This window comes from Saccharopolyspora sp. 6M (genome assembly GCF_020176775.1).
In the GTDB taxonomy this organism is placed as follows: Bacteria; Actinomycetota; Actinomycetes; order Mycobacteriales; family Pseudonocardiaceae; genus Saccharopolyspora_C; species Saccharopolyspora_C gregorii.
The window spans coordinates 55,989-78,545 of record NZ_JAIUJZ010000013.1 but is presented as its reverse complement, the minus strand read 5'-3'; the positions used below and the strand labels follow the sequence as shown (position 1 = coordinate 78,545).

22 protein-coding genes and 1 tRNA gene are annotated in these 22,557 nt (G+C 70.7%); 16 read left to right on the top strand and 7 right to left on the bottom strand.

The window, feature by feature from the left end:
- Positions 1-969 precede the first annotated feature (969 nt).
- Entirely contained in the window at positions 970-1,920 is a 951-nt protein-coding gene (locus LCD31_RS02520) for a hypothetical protein (protein WP_224955778.1), read from the top strand.
- On the opposite strand, the gene LCD31_RS02515 is transcribed toward LCD31_RS02520, so the two are convergent.
- The 3 genes from LCD31_RS02515 to LCD31_RS02505 all read right to left on the bottom strand — a co-directional run bounded on the left by LCD31_RS02515 (position 1,895) and on the right by LCD31_RS02505 (position 4,321).
- Complete coding sequence (locus tag LCD31_RS02515; protein WP_224955777.1) at positions 1,895-2,239, bottom strand: signal peptidase I; 345 nt, start codon at positions 2,237-2,239, stop codon at positions 1,895-1,897. The genes LCD31_RS02520 and LCD31_RS02515 overlap by 26 nt on opposite strands.
- Positions 2,239-3,801, bottom strand: a complete 1,563-nt coding sequence (locus tag LCD31_RS02510) for a transcriptional regulator (RefSeq protein WP_224955776.1) — start codon at positions 3,799-3,801, stop codon at positions 2,239-2,241. The genes LCD31_RS02515 and LCD31_RS02510 overlap by 1 nt, the downstream gene beginning before the upstream one ends.
- A 139-nt stretch (positions 3,802-3,940) precedes the next feature.
- Positions 3,941-4,321, bottom strand: a complete 381-nt coding sequence (locus tag LCD31_RS02505) for an XRE family transcriptional regulator (protein ID WP_224955775.1) — start codon at positions 4,319-4,321, stop codon at positions 3,941-3,943.
- Positions 4,322-4,481: 160 nt separating this feature from the next.
- Between LCD31_RS02505 and LCD31_RS02500 the strand changes: the two genes are divergently transcribed.
- The 7 genes from LCD31_RS02500 to LCD31_RS02470 are packed head-to-tail and all read left to right on the top strand — an operon-like array spanning position 4,482 to position 10,036.
- Positions 4,482-4,688: a helix-turn-helix domain-containing protein gene (locus LCD31_RS02500; protein WP_224955774.1), complete on the top strand. Its 207-nt coding sequence runs from the start codon at positions 4,482-4,484 to the stop codon at positions 4,686-4,688.
- Positions 4,685-5,026, top strand: a complete 342-nt coding sequence (locus tag LCD31_RS02495; protein WP_224955773.1) for a WhiB family transcriptional regulator — start codon at positions 4,685-4,687, stop codon at positions 5,024-5,026. Before LCD31_RS02500 ends, LCD31_RS02495 begins: the two co-directional genes overlap by 4 nt.
- A 2-nt stretch (positions 5,027-5,028) precedes the next feature.
- Positions 5,029-5,355 carry a hypothetical protein gene (locus LCD31_RS02490; RefSeq protein WP_224955772.1) on the top strand — a complete coding sequence of 109 codons (327 nt, stop codon included), beginning with the start codon at positions 5,029-5,031 and terminating at the stop codon, positions 5,353-5,355.
- Positions 5,352-6,017 carry a hypothetical protein gene (locus LCD31_RS02485; RefSeq protein WP_224955771.1) on the top strand — a complete coding sequence of 222 codons (666 nt, stop codon included), beginning with the start codon at positions 5,352-5,354 and terminating at the stop codon, positions 6,015-6,017. The genes LCD31_RS02490 and LCD31_RS02485 overlap by 4 nt, the downstream gene beginning before the upstream one ends.
- Positions 6,014-8,125, top strand: coding sequence for an FtsK/SpoIIIE domain-containing protein (locus tag LCD31_RS02480; RefSeq protein ID WP_224955770.1), 2,112 nt, complete (start codon positions 6,014-6,016; stop codon positions 8,123-8,125). Before LCD31_RS02485 ends, LCD31_RS02480 begins: the two co-directional genes overlap by 4 nt.
- Positions 8,122-8,283, top strand: coding sequence for a hypothetical protein (locus LCD31_RS02475; RefSeq protein ID WP_224955769.1), 162 nt, complete (start codon positions 8,122-8,124; stop codon positions 8,281-8,283). Before LCD31_RS02480 ends, LCD31_RS02475 begins: the two co-directional genes overlap by 4 nt.
- Positions 8,276-10,036 (top strand): recombinase family protein, encoded by a 1,761-nt coding sequence (locus LCD31_RS02470; RefSeq protein WP_255622992.1) that lies wholly within the window; start codon positions 8,276-8,278, stop codon positions 10,034-10,036. Before LCD31_RS02475 ends, LCD31_RS02470 begins: the two co-directional genes overlap by 8 nt.
- Here the strand turns inward: LCD31_RS02470 and LCD31_RS02465 are convergent.
- Positions 10,018-10,103, bottom strand: a tRNA-Leu gene (locus LCD31_RS02465). The two genes, LCD31_RS02470 and LCD31_RS02465, sit on opposite strands and share 19 nt — an antisense overlap.
- Positions 10,104-10,234: 131 nt before the next feature.
- Here LCD31_RS02465 and LCD31_RS02460 point away from each other — a divergent pair.
- A complete protein-coding gene (locus LCD31_RS02460; RefSeq protein ID WP_224955785.1) occupies positions 10,235-11,575 on the top strand; it encodes a M20/M25/M40 family metallo-hydrolase in 1,341 nt (446 codons plus the stop codon).
- 173 nt (positions 11,576-11,748) lie between these two features.
- On the opposite strand, the gene LCD31_RS02455 is transcribed toward LCD31_RS02460, so the two are convergent.
- Complete coding sequence (locus LCD31_RS02455; RefSeq protein ID WP_224955767.1) at positions 11,749-12,705, bottom strand: SDR family NAD(P)-dependent oxidoreductase; 957 nt, start codon at positions 12,703-12,705, stop codon at positions 11,749-11,751.
- 217 nt (positions 12,706-12,922) lie between these two features.
- Here LCD31_RS02455 and LCD31_RS02450 point away from each other — a divergent pair, with 217 nt between their 5' ends.
- Both LCD31_RS02450 and LCD31_RS02445 read left to right on the top strand, forming a co-directional pair.
- Positions 12,923-13,492, top strand: a complete 570-nt coding sequence (locus tag LCD31_RS02450; RefSeq protein WP_224955766.1) for a TetR/AcrR family transcriptional regulator — start codon at positions 12,923-12,925, stop codon at positions 13,490-13,492.
- 280 nt (positions 13,493-13,772) lie between these two features.
- Positions 13,773-14,036: a hypothetical protein gene (locus LCD31_RS02445; RefSeq protein WP_224955765.1), complete on the top strand. Its 264-nt coding sequence runs from the start codon at positions 13,773-13,775 to the stop codon at positions 14,034-14,036.
- Between the two features lie 16 nt (positions 14,037-14,052).
- Here LCD31_RS02445 and LCD31_RS02440 read toward each other — a convergent pair whose 3' ends face one another.
- Both LCD31_RS02440 and LCD31_RS02435 read right to left on the bottom strand, forming a co-directional pair.
- The gene (locus tag LCD31_RS02440) at positions 14,053-16,086 is read right to left on the bottom strand and encodes a hypothetical protein (RefSeq protein ID WP_224955764.1); all 2,034 of its coding nucleotides are present in this window, start codon (positions 16,084-16,086) and stop codon (positions 14,053-14,055) included.
- Between the two features lie 39 nt (positions 16,087-16,125).
- Positions 16,126-17,367, bottom strand: a complete 1,242-nt coding sequence (locus LCD31_RS02435; RefSeq protein WP_224955763.1) for an acetyl-CoA carboxylase biotin carboxylase subunit family protein — start codon at positions 17,365-17,367, stop codon at positions 16,126-16,128.
- Positions 17,368-17,876: 509 nt separating this feature from the next.
- On the opposite strand from LCD31_RS02435, the gene paaZ reads away from it, so the two are divergent.
- The 5 genes from paaZ to paaD are packed head-to-tail and all read left to right on the top strand — an operon-like array spanning position 17,877 to position 22,557.
- On the top strand, positions 17,877-19,919 hold the full coding sequence (gene paaZ / locus LCD31_RS02430; protein WP_224955762.1) for a phenylacetic acid degradation bifunctional protein PaaZ: 2,043 nt from the start codon (positions 17,877-17,879) through the stop codon (positions 19,917-19,919).
- The gene (paaA, locus tag LCD31_RS02425) at positions 19,916-20,863 is read left to right on the top strand and encodes a 1,2-phenylacetyl-CoA epoxidase subunit PaaA (protein WP_224955761.1); all 948 of its coding nucleotides are present in this window, start codon (positions 19,916-19,918) and stop codon (positions 20,861-20,863) included. The genes paaZ and paaA overlap by 4 nt, the downstream gene beginning before the upstream one ends.
- The gene (gene paaB, locus LCD31_RS02420; RefSeq protein WP_224955760.1) at positions 20,860-21,168 is read left to right on the top strand and encodes a 1,2-phenylacetyl-CoA epoxidase subunit PaaB; all 309 of its coding nucleotides are present in this window, start codon (positions 20,860-20,862) and stop codon (positions 21,166-21,168) included. The genes paaA and paaB overlap by 4 nt, the downstream gene beginning before the upstream one ends.
- A 7-nt stretch (positions 21,169-21,175) precedes the next feature.
- Positions 21,176-22,057: a 1,2-phenylacetyl-CoA epoxidase subunit PaaC gene (gene paaC, locus LCD31_RS02415; protein ID WP_224955759.1), complete on the top strand. Its 882-nt coding sequence runs from the start codon at positions 21,176-21,178 to the stop codon at positions 22,055-22,057.
- Positions 22,051-22,557: a 1,2-phenylacetyl-CoA epoxidase subunit PaaD gene (gene paaD, locus LCD31_RS02410; protein ID WP_224955758.1), complete on the top strand. Its 507-nt coding sequence runs from the start codon at positions 22,051-22,053 to the stop codon at positions 22,555-22,557. The genes paaC and paaD overlap by 7 nt, the downstream gene beginning before the upstream one ends.

The following is a 22,557-nucleotide window of genomic DNA, read 5'->3' as shown; positions in this document are numbered from 1 at the left end:
GCGGGGGGGTACGGGGGTTGGGGGGTTTGGCGGGCCCCCCCGGGGGTGGTCCGGCGGCGGCGCGAGGGAGGCGGAAGGGGCCGCTGCCGGACGGTTGGTGGACCGTGGGTGTCCGGTCCGTGTCACACTGAAATCAGCTTGTTGCTGACGAAATCAGGGCGGAACGACTTCGGGGCGACTTGCGGACGACACGGGACGGCCTCTTCGGGGAGGGGATCGGCGGTGGGGAGCTACCGGACGGTGCTCGAACAGCGGATACGCCAGCGGCGGCAGACGTTGGAGGAGTTCGCCGAGTACGCGGAGGCGTTCGCCCGGGAGCACGGTGAGGTGGGCACGCTCGGGGTGCGGCACTTGCAACGGCTCGTCGCTGGGCGTGGGGCTCGTGGGAAGCCGCTCGGGCCGGTGCGGCCTGCTACGGCGCGGCTGCTGGAACGGATCTTCGGGGACAGCATCGAAGCGCTGCTCAGCGAACCCGGTCCGTGTCCAGCCGCTGCGGATACAGCTTCAGCGGCGGACCACAGCGAAGGACATCTGAAAGGCCCGCGCCGGGCACCGGCGGAGCCGAGCGCTGGGACGGAGCCGCCGCGCACGGCCGGGACGGAACCGCCGACGACCAAGACCGAGCCGTCCGGGGATCTGCTCTCCGCCGTCGACTGGCTCGATCAGCACTCCGGGCGGACAGCCGGAACCACCAAGGGAAAGGTGCTATCCCGGCTATCCCGGCTGAACGTGGGAGACCTGCTCGACCGAAACGCCCGCCGCTCGCGAGTGGCACGGACCACGGTCGCCGACGCTCTCGCCGAGTACTACGGGGGCGGCGTCGCCAACGGGCATTCGGTCCACCGGGCGAGAGCGGACGGCCGTGAGTTCGGCACCAGCATTCTCACCCGGCCGGACTGGACGGGGCTGGGAATCCCGCTCGATCTGGAACGCGACGTACTGGCATTGGCCGAACGGCACTCAGCCCCAGTGGCACAGCCGATCGACAGCAGGAAAGCGGTGCACCGGCTCGCCGAAGCCACCGCGCTCGGCGTACGCATGACCAACGCCCCGCTGTACCGACTGCACGATGTCGACTTCACCGACGACACCGTGAACGGTTCGCTGGGCCTCGCCCCGTTCGCCGAATACGCGCTCACCTCGGATCTCCTCGAAGGCGAGTTGCTGGACGCGACCAGTCGGGGGAAACCGACCCGCTCCGGCGAGTTACCGCTTCGGGACGGTTACCTGCCGGACGTGTCCGGGGTTCTCGACATGGGTGCGAGGAACTGCGTCGGCGGAGTTCTGGCGCTGTGCGCGATTGCGCGACCGGCCGACCCGTATCGAGGCCCGGCGGACTTCGCACTGCTCGTGCAAGAGCGCTCGGGCAACGTGCTCAACGCGACCGGTCAGCTCTCGGTGATCCCGAAGGGCTTCCACCAGCCGTTGAAGGAGGCGCGGGCGGAAACTCGGATCGGTTCGACGCTGTTCCGGGAGCTCGAAGAGGAGTTGTTCGGCCGCCCCGAAGTCGACGGAACGTCGGGAACCCGCGTCGCCGCTCCGATGCACCAGAGCAGGCTTTCCGCCCCGATGCGCTGGCTGCTCGACGAACCCGGCCGCCTGCGCGCGGAGTGCACCGGTTTCGGCCTCAACCTGGTCAGCGGGAACTACGAGTTCGCGAGCCTGGTCGTCATCGAGGACGAGGACTTCTGGACGCGGTTCGGCGGAGACATCGAAGCCAACTGGGAGGCGTCCGGGCTGCGCCTGTACTCCACGCTGGACCGCGACTTGCTGAACCAGCTCATCGCGGACGAGACGTGGAGCAACGAAGGGCTCTTCGCGTTGCTTCAAGGACTCCGCAGGCTCAACGAGCAGGACGACCCGAGGCTGAACATCCCCGAGGTGATGACCACGCTCACGAAGTCGGCCAGCGAACCGTGATCACCACGGCGTCGGTCAGCGCTTCCCACTTGTGCTGGTGCCCGGGACCCCAGACCGCGTAGTCGCCCTGCTTTTCCAGCGTGATGCTGGTGTCCACGAGATCGAGCCGGAAGCGGCCCTGCACTAGCAGCAGCATCGTGGTGCGGTCGGCGTCGGAGGCCCACTCCGTGCGCGCTTCGCCGGGTTCGTGAACGCCCCACTTCACTTCGGCGTCGGTGGAGTGCCGCACGTCGTCTTCGGGCCGGAAATGGCCGAGCAGCCAGCCGCGGGTGTCCTTGCCGTCGTCGGCGGCATTCCCGCTGTACCAGTTGTCGCCCACTACCGAAGCTCCCATCCGATGTCCGGCAGGTTCACCCGCTCGCCGCCGAGGTCCGCGAGCCGCCGAAGTCCTTGCAGCAGCGCGAACAATCCCTCGTTGCTCCACGCTACATCGCGCACCAGGTCGGCCAGCGCCTCGCTGTCGAGGCTGGAGTACTGGCGCAGGTTCGACGCCTCCCAGTTCGCTTCGACCTGCCCGCCGTAGCGGTGCCAGAACTCCTCGTCCTCGACGACGATCAGGCCCGGGAACTCGAAGTTCCCGCTCACGAGGTTCAGGCCGAATCCGGTGCTCTCCATCCGCAGCCGGCCGGGCTCGTCGAGCAGCCAGCGCATCGGCTCGGTCAGCCTGCTCGGGTGCATCGGGTCGGCCTTGCGCTGGTCGCAGATCGTGCCGTCGATCTCCTCGCGGCCGAACAGTTCCTCTTCCATCTCGCGCCGCAGCGTCGCGCCGATCTGCGCATCCGAGCGCACATCGGTCAACGGCTGGTGGAAGCCTTTCGGTGTCACCGCCAAGCGGCGGGCCGCGTTGACGACGTGCCCGGAACGTTCCTGGACGAGCAGCAGGAAGTCCGCTTCGCCGCGCAGCGGGCTCGCCGGGCGGGCGAACGCGCACAGCGCCAGCGTGCCGCCCGCGCAGATCCGCGCTGGCAGGTCGAGCACCGAGGTCACATCGGGCAGGTGGCGATCCCGCAGCGGCAACGAGCCGGGCTCCGGAGTCCGCCCGGCGGCGAGCGCGTCGACCAGTTCGCCTTCGAGCAGGTCCATCGTCAGCGCGTACTCGACGAACCGCGTCACCCCGAGCGACCCGTCCACCTGGCCGCCCTCGAAGTCCACGCCGAGCAGCCGGTACAGCGGCATGTCGACCATGCGGACGCCGAGCGTGAGCGTCTCCGCGAGCCGGTCGACGGCCCGCGCCGCGGCTTCCTCGTCCAACGACAGCTCGGCGTCGGCCGCGGTCGAAGCCCGGAGCCGGTCGTGGGAGGCGATCAGCGGTACCCGCAGGTCGAGCCAGTCGGGGTTGGTGAGGATGCTCGTCGCCGACTCGTGGTCGCCGTACCGCGCGCTGTAGAGGCCGTGGCCGTCCGGCCGGTTCGCGTAGTACTCGGCGAGGGCGTGCGCGATGTCGCGTTGGTTCACGCGACCGCGCTTCTTGCCCCGGTCCTCAAGCGAGCGCGCGTCGAGCTGGACCAGGCGGGCCGCGGTCTTCCGGCGGGCGGTGCCGGGCTCCCAGCCTGCGCGCTCGTCGATCCAGTCCAGCGCCGCGCCGATGTTCCGGTCCGCGCTCAACCTGTCCTCGGCGTCGGTGGTCGCGGAGTCGCCTGCCGCGTCCGAGCTGGCGGTGAGCGCGGCGAAGCGGTCCTTCACCTGAGCGGTGGCCTGCTCCAACGTCGTGTCCAAGAGCTGTTGCATTTCGGACTTCGGGCGCAGGCCCGGTTTCTGGTGCCATCCGGCCACCGTGCGCACGCCGATTCCGAGGTGTTCGGCGAAGCCCTCATTGCTGAGCCGTAACGCCGCCTGCAAGGCGCACGCGGTCTCGCCGGTCCATCCGCTGCTCAAGTCCACCGTTCAGCACTCCGCGCATTCGTCGTGCACCGGTTCCGCACTGCTCCCGCACTGCAAGTGCGTCGAAGCCGCATGGGTCTCGGCGGCGATTCCCGGTGGAATCAATGGCATGGAAAACGGCACGAACACGAATTCCCCGCTACCGGTTCGGGCGCACATTCTCGGCCACCGCTCTCAGGTCGGTCTTCAGGTCGTCCAGGCGCTCGGTGATCTCGGCCAGGCGATCTTCGACGGCGTCCAGCCGGGACGCCAGCGGGTCGCCCCGGCCGGGGTCCTCGGCCTGCTCAGGCGGTGTGCGGCCGTGCAGCACGGCGTCCAGGTGCTGCGGGTGCCACCCGAGGGTGCTGGACAGGGACTCCAGTGTTCGCGTGCTCCGCCGGCGCTCCACCGTGTGGTGCTGGATCTCCCTGACGATCGCCTGTGAGACGCGCGATCGGTCTGCGAGTTCCCGTTGCCGCCATCCGAGCGCGTTGACGCGCTCGTTGATGGCCTTGGCGACTGCCGCCCAGTCTTCCGACACCTAATTCCTCCGCGCTCCGCCTCGGCGCCGAGGTTAACGGTTCTTCCTCCACTTCCCACCCGTGACACCGCACTCGTGGTGACGCGGCGAATCAACACGTCCCATTCTGCGCTGATTTCATCAGCATAATGATGAAATCATTAATTCAAGGGGATTTTTGATGCGTTCCGCACTACGTACCGCCGACCGTTCGACCTACACGATCCGGCAAGCCGCTTCGATCCTCGGCGTCGAGACGGCGACCGTCTCCCGCGCCGTCCGCGTCGGGAACCTGCGGGCCGTCCTCCAGCGGGGGCGACTCGTGGTCCCGGCCAGCTCCCTCACCCGGCTGCTCGGCGAGCCCGCCGAGAACGGGGGTGGCCGATGAGCACGCCGTTCAACGACCCCCGGCTGATCGAGATCGCCTGGCGGCTGGACCGGCTGCGCTGGGTGCCGACCGACTCGCTCGCCGACATCGTCGGCCGCGATGGCAGCTGCCTGACCAGCGACCCGCACGACAAACCGCCCGCCGAAGCACTCACGGATCGGGAGTTCGCCGCCCGGCTCTGCGCGGGCTGCCCGGTTCAGGACGAGTGCCTGGAACTGGACCTGCGCACCGCGGGCGAGGACACCGCCGGGGTCTTCGGCGGACTGCCCGAGGACGACCGGCGTGACCTGCTCATGCACTGGCTCCAGCGCGGCGAACGCGCCGAAGGAGGTGACTGACCATGACGGCCCAACTGACCCCGGTGGAGATCCTGATCGGCGTCGCCGTGCTCGTCGCCCTGGTCGCGCTGCGGCGGGCCAGCGCGCGGGCCGCGAAGCGGGCGCACGACGCCGCGCAGGTCGGAACGCGGGTGATGTCGCTCGCGAGCCGGGTACTGCTCGGCGCGGCGGTGATCGTCGGCGTGCAGTGGATCGCGATCACCCACGCCGAGAACCGCGCCGTCCTCTGGACGGTGCTCGCGGTCCCCGCGCTGCTCGCCGCCTACACCGTGACCAAGGCGCTGACCGTCACTGTGGAGACGCCGCGCCGGAAGGGCGGCCGACGATGAACCGGCGGGACGTCGAGAGCGGTCAGCCCGCACCCGAGGCCGAGACGATCGAGCGCACCAGGGCGCAGGTGGACCGGTTGTGCTGGACGGGAATCCTGCTCGGGCTCGCGTTCACCATGACCAACGTCCAGAGCTTCGCCGCCGCGGGCGCGGCCACCTGGTCGCTGCCGTGGTGGGCCGCGTGGCTGCTCGATCCGATGGTGTCGCTGGTGCTGCTCGCGGTGCTGCGGGCCGAGCAGGTCACCGCCCGCTACGGCATCCGCACCGGTGGGTGGGTGCGCGGGGCGAAGTGGTTCACGCTCGCCGCGACCTACGTCATGAACACCTGGCAGGCGTTCGCGGACGCCTCGGCGGCGCTGGTGGTGCTGCACTCGGTGCCGCCGCTGGTGGTGTTCGTCGCGGCCGAGGCGGTGACCGACCTCCGCGACAAGTTGGGCGAGGCCGCGCGGGGAACGGTCGTGAACGCCGGTGAACACCCTGCTCCGGACGAGGAGTCCACGCCGAAGCGGCGGGTGAGCTTCGAGGAGTACTTGGACCGCGCCCGGTCGGCCTGGACGTCCGGAACGGACGTCACGCCCGCGTGGGTTCGGGAGGTCTCCGGGTGCTCGCGCGGGTTGTCGTCGCGGCTCGCCGCCACGCTCGCGGCGGAGGTGCGCCGATGAGCACCGGACATGTCGAACGCCACGTGTTCGAGGCGGACCTCGTCGACGACGTGCCGAAGCCGGGCCGTCGGCGCCGCTTCGCCGAGTGGTGGCGGCACTCCACGCACGTCCCCGCCGGGCTGCGTTCACGGGCAGCCGCGAAGAACGCCACGGTGGACGCGGCGCTGTTCCTGCTCGGCTCGCCGAAGGCGTTGCTCGGCGCGGTGTGGCGCGGCCTGGTGCTCGCCGTCCGGGCGTGGCGCCGGTGGGTCCGCGTCGTGGACTACCGGGAGGCGGCCGAGCAGTCCGAGAAGCTGGCGGACAAGTTCATCGAGATCCGTGAACTCACCCTGTTCCGCTGGAAGCTCACGGGCGCCGTCGCGCTGTTCACGGCTTCGGCGTTGGTGGTGGCCGATCTGTGCTTCGGGTCGGTGGCGCTGTGGTGCGCGGGCGGGGTCGCGGCGGTCGCGTTCGCCGTCGCCGGTCGGCGGAAGGAAGGCGTGCCGGGGCGCAAATCCGTGCTGTCCGGCCCGCGATCGTTCGCGTGGACGATGGAACCGCAGGTGCTCATCGACGCCTTCCGGGACGCGAAGCTGATCGGCAAGGACGAATCGCTGCGCCTGGTCGAACGCGCGGCGCGGGCGGGCGACGGCTGGGCGATCACCGTGGACCTCCCGGCCACCCGCAAGGCCGCCGATGCGATCAAGAACCGGGAGGCGTTGGCCTCGGCGCTGGCGGTCGACGAGGTTCAGCTCATCGTCGAGCGGGTGCGCGGCCGCGGCGGGCACGCGGGGCGGGTCTTCCTGTGGGTGGCGGATGAAGACCCCTACGCCGGTCCGCCCGTTCGGTTCCCGTTGCTCGACGCGGAGTGGTGGGACGCCTGGCGACCCGTCCCGTTCGGGGTGGACGCGCGGAACCGGCGGATCGACCTGCCGTTGGTGTGGACCTCGCTACTGGTCGGGGCGATCCCGCGCCAGGGCAAGACCTCCGCGGTGCGGGTCCCGGCCGCCGGGCTCGTCCTCGACCCGCACACCCGGCTCTACGTCTTCGACGGCAAGGGCGGAAAGGACTGGGAGGCCGCCGAAGCGGTCGCGCACCGCTTCGTCTGCGGCGACGAGATCGAGCACACCAACGCCGTCCGCGACCACTTGGCCGAGCTCGTCGCCGAGGTGCAGAGCCGCTACGCGCGGATGTCCAAACTGGACGACGAGATCTGCCCGGAATCGAAGATCACCCCTACCATATCGAGGGATTCGACGCTCGGAATGCCGCTCACCGCTGTGATCATCGATGAGGTCCAGGTGTACCTGGAGAACCCGGAACGGGAGGACGTGGGCGGGCGCAAGACCACGCTCGGCGGGTACATCGCGGACCTGCTGACCTACCTCGCCCGCAAGGGGCCGGCGGTCGGCGTGGTGGTCATCCTCGCCACCCAGCGGCCGGACTCGAACACGATCCCGTCCCGGCTGCGCGCGGTGCTCGGGTCCCGGTTCGCGCTGCGGGTGATGGACTGGCGGGACTCCAACATCGTGCTCGGCGAGCAGATGAACACCCGAGGGTTCGACGCCTCGACCTTGCTCACACACCACAAGGGAGTGGGCATCCTCCGTCCGGACGGCGACACCGACGCGGGCGAGGAGACGTTGGCGCTGACCGTGCGGACCTTCTACCTGCTCAACGCCGAGTGGCGGAGCATCTGCCAGCGCGGCCGGGCGCTCCGCGAAGCCGCCGGGACGCTCACCGGGCACGCCAGCGGCGACGACGCGCACCGGGCCATCGACGAATCCGCGGTGGTGAAGGCGCTCGGTGCCGGGGTCGCACGCACGCCGATCCCGAAGGACCTGCCCGAACCGCTCGCGGCCGTGTGCCACCACCTCGGTTCCGGGCTCGACGAACGGGACTTCGTGCCCTCCGCCGAGCTGACCGCCGCGCTCGACGTGGTGCCCGGCATCTTCGCCCAGCAGATGGGCGAGCTCGGATGCCGCCCCACCCGCAACCGGATTGCGGGCGACAACGGCGAGACCCGGCGGGTCCGCGGCTACTTCACCGCCGAGATCCGCGCGGCCGTCCAGCGCTTCGCGACTGATGAAATCGGCTCGGAAGTGCAGCATGAGGGTGAGAGCGGGTGACCAGCGACGATGACCGCGGCGAAGGGATCACTGTGCACCTCCCCGACGAACTTCCGGAGCTCACCCCGCAGACCTGCCGCGCACTGCTTGCCATACTGGTCGAACTGACGGAGACAACGGTCCTGTACGGGGCCGAGGGAGGTGACCAGCTTGACTGATGAAATCGGCTCGCATCCGCTGGCCGTGCTTGACGACTTGCTCGGCGTCGAGGTCGCGAGCGCCGTCGATGACGGGATCGGGCCTGTGGCGTTCTACGGGCGGTGCTCGACGGAGGACAACCAGGACCCGGAGACCTCGCACGGCTGGCAGCTCGGGAACGCTCAGAAATTCGTCGAGCCGCTGGGCGGCGTCGTCGACGCCGAGTACTTCGACGTCGGCCAATCGCGATCCGTGCCGTGGGAGCGGCGCGAAGCCGCCTCCCAACTGCTCGCCGCGTTGAAGGACCCGAACCGGCAGTGGAAAGCCGTGGTCGTCGGGGAGGGAACGCGGTGCTGGTTCGGCAACCAGTTCTCGTTGATCGCACCGAAGTTCGCCGCCTACGGGGTGGAGCTGTGGGTTCCGGAACTGGGCGGCAGGTTCGACGAGCGCAACCCCTCGCACAAGATGCTGATGAGCGTGCTCGGCGGCATGAGCGAGTCCGAGCGCCAGCACGTGCAAGCCCGAGTCCGAGCCGCGATGGACGCACAGGTCCTCAACGAAGGACGTCACCAAGGCGGACGAGCACCGTACGGGTACGTGGTCGCCGACGGCGGCCCGCATCCCAATCCGCGCAAGGCGGCCGAGGGGTACCGGTTGAAGGTGCTCGCCGTTGACGAGGCCGCGGCCGAGGCGGTCCGCCGCATCTTCCGCGATTACCTCAACGACATGGGTGATCGGGCGATCGCGAATGCGCTCAACCGGGACGGCGTTCCGTGCCCGTCCGCGAAGCGCCCGGATCAGAACCGGCACCGGCTCGCTGATGGGTGGCAGGCCAGCACCGTGCGCGCCATCTTGGAGAACCCGCGGTACACCGGATACGCCATTTTCGGCCGGTGGACCAAGCACGAAACCCTTCTCGATCCCGATGATGTGGCGGCCGGGAACGTCACCCGGTTCCGTCGTTCGAGCCCGGATCGCATCGTGCGTTCGCGGAAACCGGCGCATCCGGAGATCGTGTCCATCGAGGAGTTCACCCAAGCCCAGCTCCTTCGCCGCTCCCGCTCGGCAGGTGGGAACCGGGGAATCGCGAAGCTGGAGCGCACCCGCGACAAGGGCACTCGCCGATACCTGCTTCGGGGGATGGCGCGGTGCGGGTTCTGCGGTCGCAAGATGCACGGCGCGGTGATCCGCAAGCACGAGACCTACTATCGGTGCCTCGCGCGGTCGCTCGCACCCGGTTCGGAAGCACTCGCCGAGCACCCGAGAACGGTGAACCTGCGGGAAGCGGATGTGCTCGAACCGCTCAACACCTGGATCGGGCGTCTGTTCGCCCCGGCGAACGTGGATCGGACCGTGGCCGCCCTGCTGGGGTCGCAGGCCGAGCCCAGCACCAGGAGCGGCCCGAAGGACGCGTTGAAGAAGAAGTTGACCGACGCCACCACGCGCCTGCGCCGCCTGCAAGCCGCCGTCGAAGAGGGAGCGGACCCGGCGGCCCTGGTCGACGCGATCAACACGGCACAGGCCGAACGAGCAGCCGCACAAGCCGAGCTGGACGGTGCGCCGGACGCGCGGACGCTGACCGACGGGGAGATCTACGCGATGATCGATGCGCTCGGGAACGTGGGGTCCGCCTTGGCGGACGGCAAGCCGGAGACCCTGAGCAAGGTCTACGACAGCCTGCAACTCCGCTTAAAGTACGAACCACACGCGCGAGTCGTAGAAGCTACGATCTCGCCGCGTGTGGTTAGTGCGCGTGTCCGAGGGGGGACTTGAACCCCCACGCCCATTAATAGGGCACTAGCACCTCAAGCTAGCGCGTCTGCCATTCCGCCACTCGGACGCCTCAGTGCCGCCTATGGTTCTCGGCGGCTCCGTTCTGTTGTGACACTAGATTAGCTGATCGATTTCAGGGCTTGGGACCCACCCCCCTGTAGGGGTTCGGAGTGATAGAAAGGCCTGGTGAACGAGCACATGGAGACCGCTGCGGACGATCATGGCGCGGGCCTGCGGGTGGCCGAGGACGAGGTCGTCGAGCTGGCGAGCGAACTGATCCGGATCGATACGACGAACACGGGCGATCCGGCGACGCTCGCGGGTGAGCGGGTGGCCGCCGAGTACGTCGCGGGCAAGCTGGCGGAGGTCGGCTACGAGACGACCTACGTGGAGTCTGGGGACCACCCGGGTCGCGGGAACGTGATCGCGCGGCTGCCGGGGTCGGGCTCGGATCGGGGCGGGTTGCTGGTGCACGGGCACTTGGACGTGGTGCCCGCGGACGCCTCGGAGTGGTCGGTGCACCCGTTCTCGGGGGCGGTGCAGGACGGCTACGTGTGGGGCCGCGGCGCGGTCGACATGAAGGACATGCTGGCGATGAGCCTCGCCGTCGCCCGCCGCTTCAAGCGCGATGGAATCACTCCGAAGCGTGACATCGTGTTCGCGTTCCTCGCGGACGAGGAGGCCGGCGGGCTGCAGGGCGCGCAGTGGCTGGCGGATCACCGCCCGGAGCTGTTCGAGGGCTGCACCGAGGCGATCAGCGAGGTCGGTGGCTACTCGGTGACCTTCCAGGACGGGGTGCGCGCCTACCTGGTGCAGACCGCGGAGAAGGGCATCCGCTGGCTGAAGCTGCGGACCCGCGCGCGGGCCGGCCACGGGTCGATGGTGCACGAGGACAACGCGGTCACGCAGCTGGCCGAGGCGGTCGCGAAGCTGGGCCGGCACCGGTTCCCGCTGGTGCTCAACGATTCGGTGCGCGAGTTCCTCGACGGTGTCACCGAGCTCACCGGCTGGGACTTCCCGGCCGACGACCTGGACGGGTCGGTGGCGAAGCTGGGCAACCTGTCGCGGATCGTGGGGGCGACGCTGCGCGACACCGCGAACCCGACGATGCTCACCGCCGGCTACAAGCACAACGTGATCCCGTCGGTCGCCGAAGCCGCGGTGGACTGCCGGATCCTGCCGGGCCGCGAGGAGGCGTTCGACCGGGAGCTCGCCGAGCTGCTGGGCCCGGACGTCGAGCGGGAATGGGTGGGGCTGCCCCCGGTCGAGACGAAGTTCGAAGGCCGCCTGGTGGACAAGATGAGCTCCTCGCTGATCGCCGAGGACCCGGCGGCGAAGACGTTGCCCTACATGATGTCCGGGGGCACGGACGCGAAGTCCTTCAGCAGGCTCGGCATGAACTGCTACGGCTTCGCGCCGCTGCGGCTGCCCGCCGAACTCGACTTCAGCGCCCTGTTCCACGGCGTCGACGAGCGGGTCCCGGTGGAGGCGCTGCGGTTCGGCGTCCGCGTCCTCGACCGGTTCCTGCAGGAGGCGTGACACCACGCCGCCGCGGCCACCGGAACGCTCCGCTGGCCGCGGCGGCCTGGTCCGATGCCGGTCTGACGGACGCGGGATCAGGATGTTCGGCGTCCTCGCTGTCCGTTCGTGCGGTCCGGGACGGCTGCACCGGCGACCGCAGGCTTGCTTCGCGGCAGGGTCGCGGAGGGGTGTCATGCGCCGATCGGCAGCTCGGGATCGGATGGGACGCCGGTGCTGGAGGCCGTGTACTTCCACAGCTCGCGGGCGAGCTCCGGATCCCGGGCGGCTGTTGAGCGGCGGGCGGGCCCGGCGGGTCCGCGCGTCTCGAACGGTCCGGTGGGGCCCACGTAGTCGCCGCCGTGCACCGGTCCGGTGGCCGCGAGGAGCTGGGGTGCGATCCCGGCGGCTACCGGTTGGGACAGGAGCCGGTCCGGGAGCACGAGCAAGCGAGCTCGCCAGGTGCCACCGCGGGTGAGGCTGTTGTTGAGCAGTTCCGACGCGGTCAGCCCCGGGTGGGCGGCGACCGACAGCACCGGGTCCCCGGTCAGCCGCAACAGCCGATCGAGCTCTGCGGCGAACAGCAGGTTCGCGAGCTTCGAGGCCCCGTAGGCGAGCGTGGGCGAGTAGCGCCGACGGTCCCAGTGCGGATCGGTGAGGTCGAGTCCACCGGTGCGATGACCGAGGCTCGACGTCGTCACCACCCGGGAGGGCAGCTCGGGGGCGCCCGCTGCCCGCAGTGCCGGCATCAGCAGCCAGGTGAACGCGGCCGGGCCCAGGTGGTTGGTCCCGATCTGCAGCTCGAACCCGTCGCGGGTTCGGTCGTGGGGGCCCAGCGACACGGCGGCGTTGTTGATCAGTACGTCGACCCGGTCTCCGGTGCGTTCCCGGACCTCCGCGGCGGCTGTGCGGACCGAGGCCAGATCGGCCAGGTCGAGCAGGACGGTCTCGGCCGAACCCCGGCCCCTGAGCCCGTTCCGCACCTGGTCGACGGCCGCCGCGCCGCGTTCGGCGTCGCGGGCGGTCATCAGGACGCGGGCGCCGGCCCTGGCTAGCACACCGGACAGGGCGAGGCCGAGTCCGGACGTCGTGCCGGTGACGACGATGGTGCGCCCCGTGAGGTCGGGGGGTGGTTCGTGCGGCTGTGCCATGGGAGCTCCTGTGCGGATGAGCGGGTTTGCGTGCGCCGGCCGATGCGAGGGGAGGACGGTCGCGGGCCGCACCGACACCTTCGCTTCCGGGTCCGATGTTCCCGGCGGAGCAGGATCGCTCGCGGCGCTCCGGCATCATCGGCGGACAACTTGTGTGACGGCGTCACATGAGTGACTGTTCCCCGTTCAGGTGACACTGTCAAGTAGGGTTGTCCTCGTGACCCGGGCTCAGACCGCCGCCGCAACTCGGCGCACCCTCGTCCTCGCCGCGTCCGAACTGCTCGACGAGGGCGGGCCCGATGCCGTGACCCTCCGCGCGGTGGGGGCCAGAGCCGGGGTCTCGCGCGGTGCGCCCTACGGGCACTTCAAGAACAAGGAGCACCTGCTGGCCGAGCTCGCCATCGGAGCCTGGAACTCCCTGGCCGACGAAGTGGAAGGACTGCGGGCGGATCCGGGCGTCGAACCGGCCGCGCGACTCGAACGAGCCGTGCTGGCGCTCATCGAAGTCGCCCGCCGGACACCGCACCGGTACGCGCTGATGTTCAGCACGTCGGCAGGTACCCCGGTGGCCGCCGAGGCGGCGAGCCGCTTGGAGACCGAATACCTCGCCCTCGTCGCCGATATCGTCGGCGAACCGGACGCCCGCCGCTACGGCGCTCTGCTGATGTCGAGCGCGCACGGCATCGCAGGAATGGAGCTCAGCGGACATCTGGCGAAGGACGGCTGGCACGTCAGCGTGGAGCAGCTCGTGCGCATGCTGATCGACGGCGTCCGACCCGGCACCTGATCGTCCTCGAACACGGATTTCCGGCTCCCCGCCCCGATTCCAGCGGCACTCCGAGGGACTTCGGGAGGTGGCGTGATCGGGGAGAGAAGGTAGCAGCGGCGGTCGACGAACGCGGTCATCCGCGCTCCGCGCCGCAGCACGCCGCCCGGCGCCGCTCGTTCGTCTTGGCCGGCGCAGTGCTGCCGGGTTCGTCCGGGGAACGCGGAACGTGCGGCAGGATGTCGGGTTTGTGCCTGATCGGCGCATGCCGGTGGGGGACGTCGGCTGGGACGATCGTGGCATGGGTGGTCTCAGGTCCGACCCGAAGCTCGTCACCGTGCTGGGGCGCGCCTTCCGGTGCCTGGTGTGCGACCACGGGTTGTTCTGGTCCCGCCAGGTGAAGCTGAGCACCACCTCCGCCAGCTCCTTCGACCTGGTGTGGGGAAACCGGTCCGCCACCGGGCTGATCTGCGCGCGCTGCGGATACGTGCACGAGTTCGCCGGGCGGGAACGTCCCGCGCTGTGGAACGCGAAGGTGGGGTATCCGGAGGGCGCCGAGTCGTAGTCCGAAGTGGACGGAGCTAGTGATCGCCGTGCGGTCCTTCCGAGGCCTGCAACGCGCCGGGGCGCAACCGGTCGCGGCCCCAGCTGCGCTCCAGGTAGCCGATGATCCGCTCGACGTCCTCGGCGGGGACGCGCTCGGGTTCGCCGCGTTCGAGCGGGTCGACGTGGAAGATGTAGATGCGGGAGGCGAACTGGTCGAACGGCAGCGACGCCTCCCCGAACCGCTCGCCGTGACCGGTGGTGGAGACGACCACGCCGTCGCCCCAGTCCTGCCCGCTGTCGTTGTTGGGGTTGAAGAAGTACACCCGCACGACGCCCTGCGGATCCGGCCCGACCCGCAGGATGGTGATCGCGTGCCAGCCGATGTAGCGCGCCGCGCTGTCGGTGACGGCGATCCCGGCCGGCTGCGGGTGGATCAGCGGCCGCCCGCCGTTGTAGCCGGGGTGGTAGCCCGCGTGGAACTGGCGCAGGAACTCGTCCAGGTCCACCAGGTTCCCGGTCGCCACGTCGACGTTGATCCAGAAGCCGCGCGCGGCCCACCAGCCGTGGAACTCGGGGTTGACCCAGCGGTGCGGGTCCCCGGGCCGGTCCGCGCAGCGCCGTCCCATCTCGGCGTAGATCCGGTCGAGGTGCGGCACCACGACGAGCGACACCGGGTCCAGGTCGATCGGCATGGCCTTGGCGACTCCGCCCGCGCTGTCCTTCGAGGACAGCGGGCTGCCCTCGAAATGCATGATGATCTCGTCGTCCCGGGCCGCCCACACGACGAGCTGCAGCAGGTAGTCCGGGTCGTTGTAGGCCCACATCGACAGCGCGCGGGCCGACTGGCAGGTCGGGTTGTCGCCCTGCCCGACGCCGAGCGGCTGGCCCAGCATCGAGATCACCCCCGCTACCAGCCGCGCTTCCGGGCTCGGCTCGTCGCCGAAGACCGCGGTCAGGCGTTGCCGGGCGGTGGGGGAGAGCTCCAGGGAGAGCTGGCGCCACAGCGCGGGCACCACCGGGGCCTCGTGCAGCACGCCGCGGTCGAGCAGCAGCGCGAGCCCGTAGACGCACTGCGCGGTCTGCGGGTGCACCGCCTCCTCGACCAGCCGGCGCACCACGTCGCGGTAGCGCATCAGGCACGTGCGGCCGATGTCGGACAGGCCCAGCGCCTCCGCGACGAGGTAGTCGTTGTCGCCGAGCAGGAACCGCAGCAGTTCGGCGTGGTACGGCGAGACCAGCCCGGTGTCGTGCATCGCCCGCGCGAACCCGCTGGCCTCGTACTGCAGGCCGCTGGTGTCCATCGCCTCCAGCCGCTCGCGGAACGCGGGGATCCCCGGATCGTCCCGGCACGCCTCGGTCGTGCCGAACAGGCTGGTGATCAGCCGGTCCAGGCCCTGCCCGGAGGTGGAGCCGAAGTCGACGTCCGGGTCGCTGCGGTAGACGGAGATCCGCGTGATCAGCGACTGCACCTGCTCGACCTGGATCGGCCGCTGGCGCAGGATCCGCCAGATCTCGTCGACGAGTTCGCCGAGCACGCTGTCGTAGCCGATGCCGTCGGCGAGGTACTGGAACAGGTCGCGGATCAGCTGCGCGTTGCGCCCCTGCCGGGCGCGCTCCGCTTCGTTGGGCGGGGTGAACAGCAGATCCAGGTTCATCGCCAGCACCTGGGAGAGGAACTGGTGGGCGTCGTCGGCGGAGAACGCGGGGTGGGCGTACTCGCCGCGCGCGATCGCGAGCAGCCGCAGCTCGCTGGTCGCCTCCAGCACCAGCGTGTCCGCGTTCTCGCAGCGGAGGCCGGGCCCGGCCAGCGCCGGGATGAGGATGGCGGGGGAGGCCCAGTCGGTGCCGTCGAACAACCCCGCCTCGTCCAGCGCCTGCGCACGGGCCTGGACCGCCGCCGCGCCGCCCGGTTGCCGGAGCACCCGCCGCAGCGCCTCCAGCACCCGGCGCAGCTTCGTCGGCTTCCCGAAGTCGCGGGTCTCGGACAGGGCGCGGACGGCGTCGTCGAGCGAGCCGACGCGCCGGTCCAGCGTCGTCGGCGCACCCTCGGCGTCGGCGGTCGGTTCCACGGGTCTCTCCCTGCGAGGCCTCCCGCGTGCGCGGAGACCTCAGACGTAGAAGTCGAGCTCTTCCTGCTGCTTCAACAGGTCTCGCATCCGGTGCGGGTCGTCACCGAAGAAGTACACCAGGCCCCAGTGGTTGCCGAACGCGGTCCGCTTGGTCACGGTCGCCTCCGGCGGGGCCGTCAGATCGTGGGACTCATAGTAGTCGTCGTCCTCGGTCTCCTCGGGCAGTCGCAGTTCGCTGACGACCCGCCGGCGCGGGTACACCCCGAAGCACCCGGCGACGCCGGTGGCGTCCACGACCTCGCGCGGGAAGAAGCCGTCGATCTCCTCCTCGGTCGTCTTCGGGTCGAAGGCCAGCGCCAGGCCCTGGTAGGCGTTGAACCCGTAGGCCCGCTCCAGCAGCTCGAAGACCCGGAAGCCCGGGGGCCGGTAGGCGACCTCGCCGAAGTACATCTCGCCGTCACTGGTGACGAAGTACTCGGGGTGCACGAAGCCGAACTCGATGTCGAACGCCTTGATCAGCTTCTCCACCTGTTCGGTGATCTGCGGCCGGAACCGCTCCAGCGCCGGCGTCGCCGGGACGAACACGGAGTACCCGAGCGTGACGTACTCGGAGATGTTCAGGAATTTGATCTTCCCGTGGTGGATCCACGCCTCGACGGCGAACTCCCAGCCGTCCAGGTGCGATTCCATCAGGACGGGGAACTCCTCGTCCGGGATGGCGTCGATCTCGTCCGGGGTGCGGATCACCCGGTGCCCGAGGCAGCCCGCCTTGTCGAAAGCCTTGATGTGGATCGGGTCGTTCGGGTCGCCGTCGAGCTTGAGCAGCGTCTGGTTGACCCGCTTGAGGAACCGGATCACGTCGTCCCGGTCGTGCGCCTCCTCGAAGATCCCCACCCGGATGCCGCCGAGCTGGGCGCGGCGCTTCATCAACGCCTTGTCCCGCAACAACATCGCCTGGCCGAGCAGCCGCGGGTTGTCCAGCAGCACCGAGTTGATCGCCCCGGCCCACTCCACGGTCTCCTCGAACAGCGGGATGGCCACGTCGACGCCGCGGTCCTGCAGCAGCTCGGCGATCTCCATCGAGCGGTCGTTGAGCCGTTCGAAGTTCCAGCGCAGGTATGGGATGTCGTGTTCGGCGCAGTACTCCTCCGCCCAGTCCGGTGCGACGACCACGTACCTCCGGTCGAACCGGTCGAGGGCTTCCACCGCGTTGAGGCTCCAGCCGAGGAGCGCTACGCAGCCCTTGTTCGGGTCCTTGGTGGCAGATTCGGGCTTCGGCATGGACCGTCCCTCCATCTGGGCTCGTCGAGTTTCCCGACGTGGCACAACGGTAGTCCCGAATTCCGCGCCGCCGAACCGGCGAACGTGTCCCGGTGCGGGGCCGTCCGGCGGATCGGGGTGCGGCGTGCGGCGGAATGCGGAGTGGTCCGCGCCGGGAACCGGGCTTCGGCGCCGGGACGCGGGGGCCGCAGCGGCGGGGTCGGCCACCGCGGGTCGCGCCGGTCGATCGTCCGGCGCGGATCCCGGCGGACGGCGGGTGCTCGGCGGCGGCCGGAGGGGTGCCGGGATCGCGCAGGCCTTCGCGGTCGCGGGCGCCCGGACCTCGGTGTCGCCGGGAGCGCCGGTCCGGCCGGGCGCGGTCGGCCGACGGGCTGGGCGCGCGGGGTGAACTCGCGCGGGCGAGCCGGGACGCGGGGCCGCTGCTTCGCGGTTCCGGGTTCCCCCGGCTCCGCGGGCGCGCTAGCATCAGTTCCTGAACGTTCGGTCGGTTAATCGGTTGAGGAGGGTCGATGGGGCACGCGGCAGAGCTGTTGCGCAGCTACGTCTCCGGGGAGTGGCGCGCGGCGGCGGACGAGGGCGCTCCGCTGCACGACGCCTCCACCGGGGAGGAGGTCGCGCGGATCTCCTCGGCCGGGATCGACTTCGCCGCCGCGCTGCGGTACGGCCGCGAGGTCGGCGGTCCCGCGCTGCGGCGGCTGACCTTCCACCAGCGCGCCGCGCTGCTCAAGGCGCTCGCCTCGCACCTGCGCGAGCACCGGGATGAGCTCTACGCGCTGTCCGCGAAGACCGGCGCCACGCTCGGCGACTCGAAGTTCGACGTCGACGGCGGCATCGGCGTGCTGTTCGCATACGGCTCGAAGGGCAAGCGCGAACTGCCCAACGACACCGTCCACGTCGACGGCGCCGTCGAGCCGCTGAGCAAGGGCGGCACGTTCCTGGCCCAGCACATCGCCACCCCGCTGCGCGGGGTCGCCGTGCAGATCAACGCCTTCAACTTCCCCGTCTGGGGCCCGCTGGAGAAGTTCGCCCCCGCGTTCCTCGCCGGGGTGCCGAGCCTGGTCAAGCCCGCCAGCCAGACGGCGTACCTGACGGCGCGGCTGGTCGAGCTGATCGTCGAATCGGGCATCCTGCCGGAGGGTTCGCTGCAGTTCGTCGCGGGCAGCGCCGGAGACCTGCTGGACCACGTGACCGCGCAGGACCTGGTGTCGTTCACCGGCTCGGCCGCGACGGCGCAGAAGCTGCGCGCCCACCCGGCGATCGTGCGGAACTCGGTGCGGTTCAACGCCGAAGCCGACTCGCTGAACTGCTCGATCCTCGGGCCCGACGCGGTCCCGGGCACCGCGGAGTTCGACCTGTTCGTCAAGCAGCTCACCACCGAGATGACGGTCAAGGCCGGGCAGAAGTGCACCGCGATCCGCCGCGCGTTCGTGCCTGCCGAGCTGGTCGACGAGGTCGCCGCGGCGGCCTCCGAGCGGCTGGCGAAGGTGACCGTCGGCGCTCCCGAGGCCGACGGGGTCCGGATGGGGGCGCTGGCGAGCCTGGAGCAGCGCGAAGAGGTCCGCCGCTCGCTGAAGGCGCTGCTGGCGGCCGGCTCGGTGGTGTTCGGCGACCCCGAGCACGTCGACGTCGTCGGCGCGGACGCCGAACGCGGCGCGTTCCTCTCGCCGGTGCTGCTGCGCGCCGACCCGGAACGGCCCGAGCCGCACGAGGTCGAGGCGTTCGGGCCGGTCTCGACGCTGCTGCCCTACACCTCCGCCGCACAGGTCGTCGAGCTGGCGGCCCGCGGCGGCGGCAGCCTCGTGGGTTCCGTCGTCTCCGCCGACCCGGACTTCGTGCGCGAGGTCGTGCTCGGCGTCGCACCGTTCCACGGTCGCCTGCTGGTGCTCGACGCCGCCGATGCGGAGGAATCCACCGGGCACGGCTCGCCGATGCCGCAGCTCGTGCACGGCGGCCCGGGGCGCGCGGGCGGCGGGGAGGAGCTGGGCGGCATCCGCGGCGTGCTGCACCACATGCAGCGCACCGCCGTGCAGGGCTCGCCCGCCGCGCTCAGCGGGATCACCGGGCGCTGGGTCCCAGGCGCCCCGCGGCGCGAGGCCGAGGCCCACCCCTTCCGGAAGTCGTTGACGCAGCTGGAGATCGGCGACACCGTCGTCGCCGGGCCGCGCGCCGTCACCCGCGCCGACATCGACCACTTCGCCGAGTTCACCGGCGACACCTTCTACGCCCACACCGACCCGGAAGCGGCCGCGGCCAACCCGCTGTTCGGCGGGATCGTCGCGCACGGCTACCTGGTGGTCTCGTTCGCCGCGGGCCTGTTCGTCTCGCCGGAACCCGGCCCGGTCCTGGCGAACTACGGGCTGGAGAACCTGCGCTTCCTGACGCCGGTGCAGGCGGACGACGAGCTGACCGTGACGTTGACGGCCAAGCAGATCACCCCGCGCGTCGACCAGGACTACGGCGAGGTCCGGTGGGACGCCGACGTCACCAACCAGAACGGCGAGTCCGTCGCGAAGTACGACGTGCTGACCCTCGTCGCGAAGGAGGACCGATGACCGCCACGCTCCCCGAGACCGAACTCGAATCCCACTTCGAGCGGACCATCGAACGCGATCAGCGGATCGAACCGCGCGACTGGACACCCGAGGGCTACCGCAAGACGATGGTCCGCCAGATCGCCCAGCACGCGCACTCCGAGATCATCGGCATGCAGCCCGAGGGGAACTGGATCACGCGGGCGCCCTCGTTGCGGCGCAAGGCGATCCTGCTGGCGAAGGTGCAGGACGAGGCCGGGCACGGGCTGTACCTGTACTCGGCGGCGGAAACCCTCGGCGTGGACCGGGCGGACCTCACCGAGAAGCTGATCTCGGGCCGCCAGAAGTACTCGTCGATCTTCAACTACCCGACGCTGACGTTCGCCGACGTCGGGGTGATCGGCTGGCTCGTCGACGGCGCCGCGATCTGCAACCAGGTGCCGCTGTGCCGGAGTTCCTACGGCCCCTACGCGCGGGCGATGGTGCGGATCTGCAAGGAGGAGTCCTTCCACCAGCGCCAGGGCTACGAGCTGCTCATGACGATGATGCGGGGCACCGGGCAGCAGCGGGAGATGGTGCAGGAGGCCGTCGACCGCTGGTGGTGGCCGTCGCTGATGATGTTCGGCCCGCCGGACGCCGACTCGCCGAACACCGCCCAGTCGATGGCGTGGAAGGTCAAGCGGCACACCAACGACGAGCTGCGGCAGCGCTTCGTCGACATGTCCGTGCCGCAGGCCGACGCCCTCGGCGTCACCTTCCCGGACCCGGACCTGGCGTGGAACGCCGACCGCGGGCACTACGACTTCGGCGCCGTCGACTGGGCCGAGTTCAAGAACGTGCTGCAGGGCAACGGCCCGTGCAACGCGCAGCGCATCGCCCGCAGGCGCCGCGCCCACGACGAAGGCGCCTGGGTCCGCGAGGCCGCGGCCGCGCACGCGGCGAAGAACCAGGAGGCGACGGCATGAGCGACTCGAACCCCGCCGGTGCCCGGCACGACTGGCCGCTGTACGAGGTGTTCGTCCGCGGCAAGCGCGGGCTGAACCACGTGCACGTCGGCTCGCTGCACGCCGCCGACGACCAGATGGCGCTGCACCACGCCCGCGACCTCTACACGCGCCGCAACGAGGGCGTGTCGATCTGGGTGGTGCGCGCCTCGGCCATCGCCGCCTCCTCGCCCGACGAGAAGGACCCGTTCTTCGCGCCCAGCGGCGACAAGGTGTACCGGCACCCGACGTTCTACGACATCCCCGAGTCCGTCCCGCACATGTGAGGCACCGATGTCCTTCGACAACGCCTACGAAGCCCTCACCGAGGAGGGCGACGCCCGCTGGGCGTTCGGCACCGGCTTCGAGGACCCGCTGTCCGGAGTGGACACCACCGTCCCGGGCGGCGTGGACGACGCCGCGCTCGCCGCGTACTGCCTGATGCTCGGCGACGACGCGCTGGTCCTCTCGCACCGGTTGCAGGAGTGGTGCACCCGGGCGCCCGAGCTGGAGGACGAGGTGGCGATCGCGAACATCGGCCTCGACCTGCTGGGCCAGGCGCGGCTGCTCCTCGCCCGCGCCGGGAAGGCGGAGGGCCGGGGGCGGGGTGAGGACGACTACGCGTTCTCCCGCGCCGAGCACGAGTTCCGCAACGTCCGGCTCGTCGAGCTGGAACGCGGCGACTTCGGCGAACTGGTCGCCCGGCTGCTGGTGTTCGCCACCTGGCGGCTCGCGCTGCTGCAGCGGCTCACCGGCTCCCGCGACCCGGTGCTGGCCGCGATCGCCGACAAGGGCGTCAAGGAGGTCACCTACCATCGCGACTACGCCGCGCAGTGGGTGGTGCGCCTCGGCGACGGCACCGAGCACTCCCACCAGCGCGTCACCGCTGGGCTCGCGGCGGTGTGGCCGTACGTGGCCGAGCTGTTCACCACCCATCCCGTGGAGGAGGCGCTCGCCGCGGACGGCGTCGGCGTCGACCCGGCCGGGCTGCGCGCCGAGTTCGACGCGGTGCTGGCGCAGGTGTTCGCCGCCGCGACGCTGGCCGAGCCGGACGCGGCACCGATCGCCGGGGTCTCGAACCGGACCGGCCGCGACGGCGTGCACACCGAAGCGATGGGATTCCTGCTGGCCGAGCTGCAGAGCGTGGCCCGGGCGATGCCGGGGGCGACGTGGTGACCGGCCTGCGGCAGGACGCGCGCACCGTCGCCGCGGCGGTGGTGGACCCGGAGCTGCCGATGCTCACCCTCGCCGACCTCGGCGTGCTGCGCGAGGTGTCGGAGTCCGGCGGCCGGGTCGTCGTCACGATCACGCCGACCTACTCGGGGTGCCCGGCGATGGACACCATGCGCGACGACCTGGAGCACGCGCTGCGCGGCGCCGGATACCGCGAGGTGGAGATCCGCACCGTGCTCACCCCGGCCTGGAGCAGCGACTGGATCAGCGCGGACGGGCGCCGCAAGCTCGCCGAAGCGGGCGTCGCCCCGCCCGGCACCGGGCCGCGGCCGGCGGCCGGGCCGATCCCGCTGACCCTCGGCCCCACCGTGCGGCGGGTGTCCTGCCCGCGGTGCGGTTCGCCCGACACCGTCGAGGTGTCCCGGTTCGCCGCGACCGCGTGCAAGGCGCTGCGCCGCTGCCGCTCCTGCGCCGAACCGTTCGAGCACGTGAAGGAGATCTGA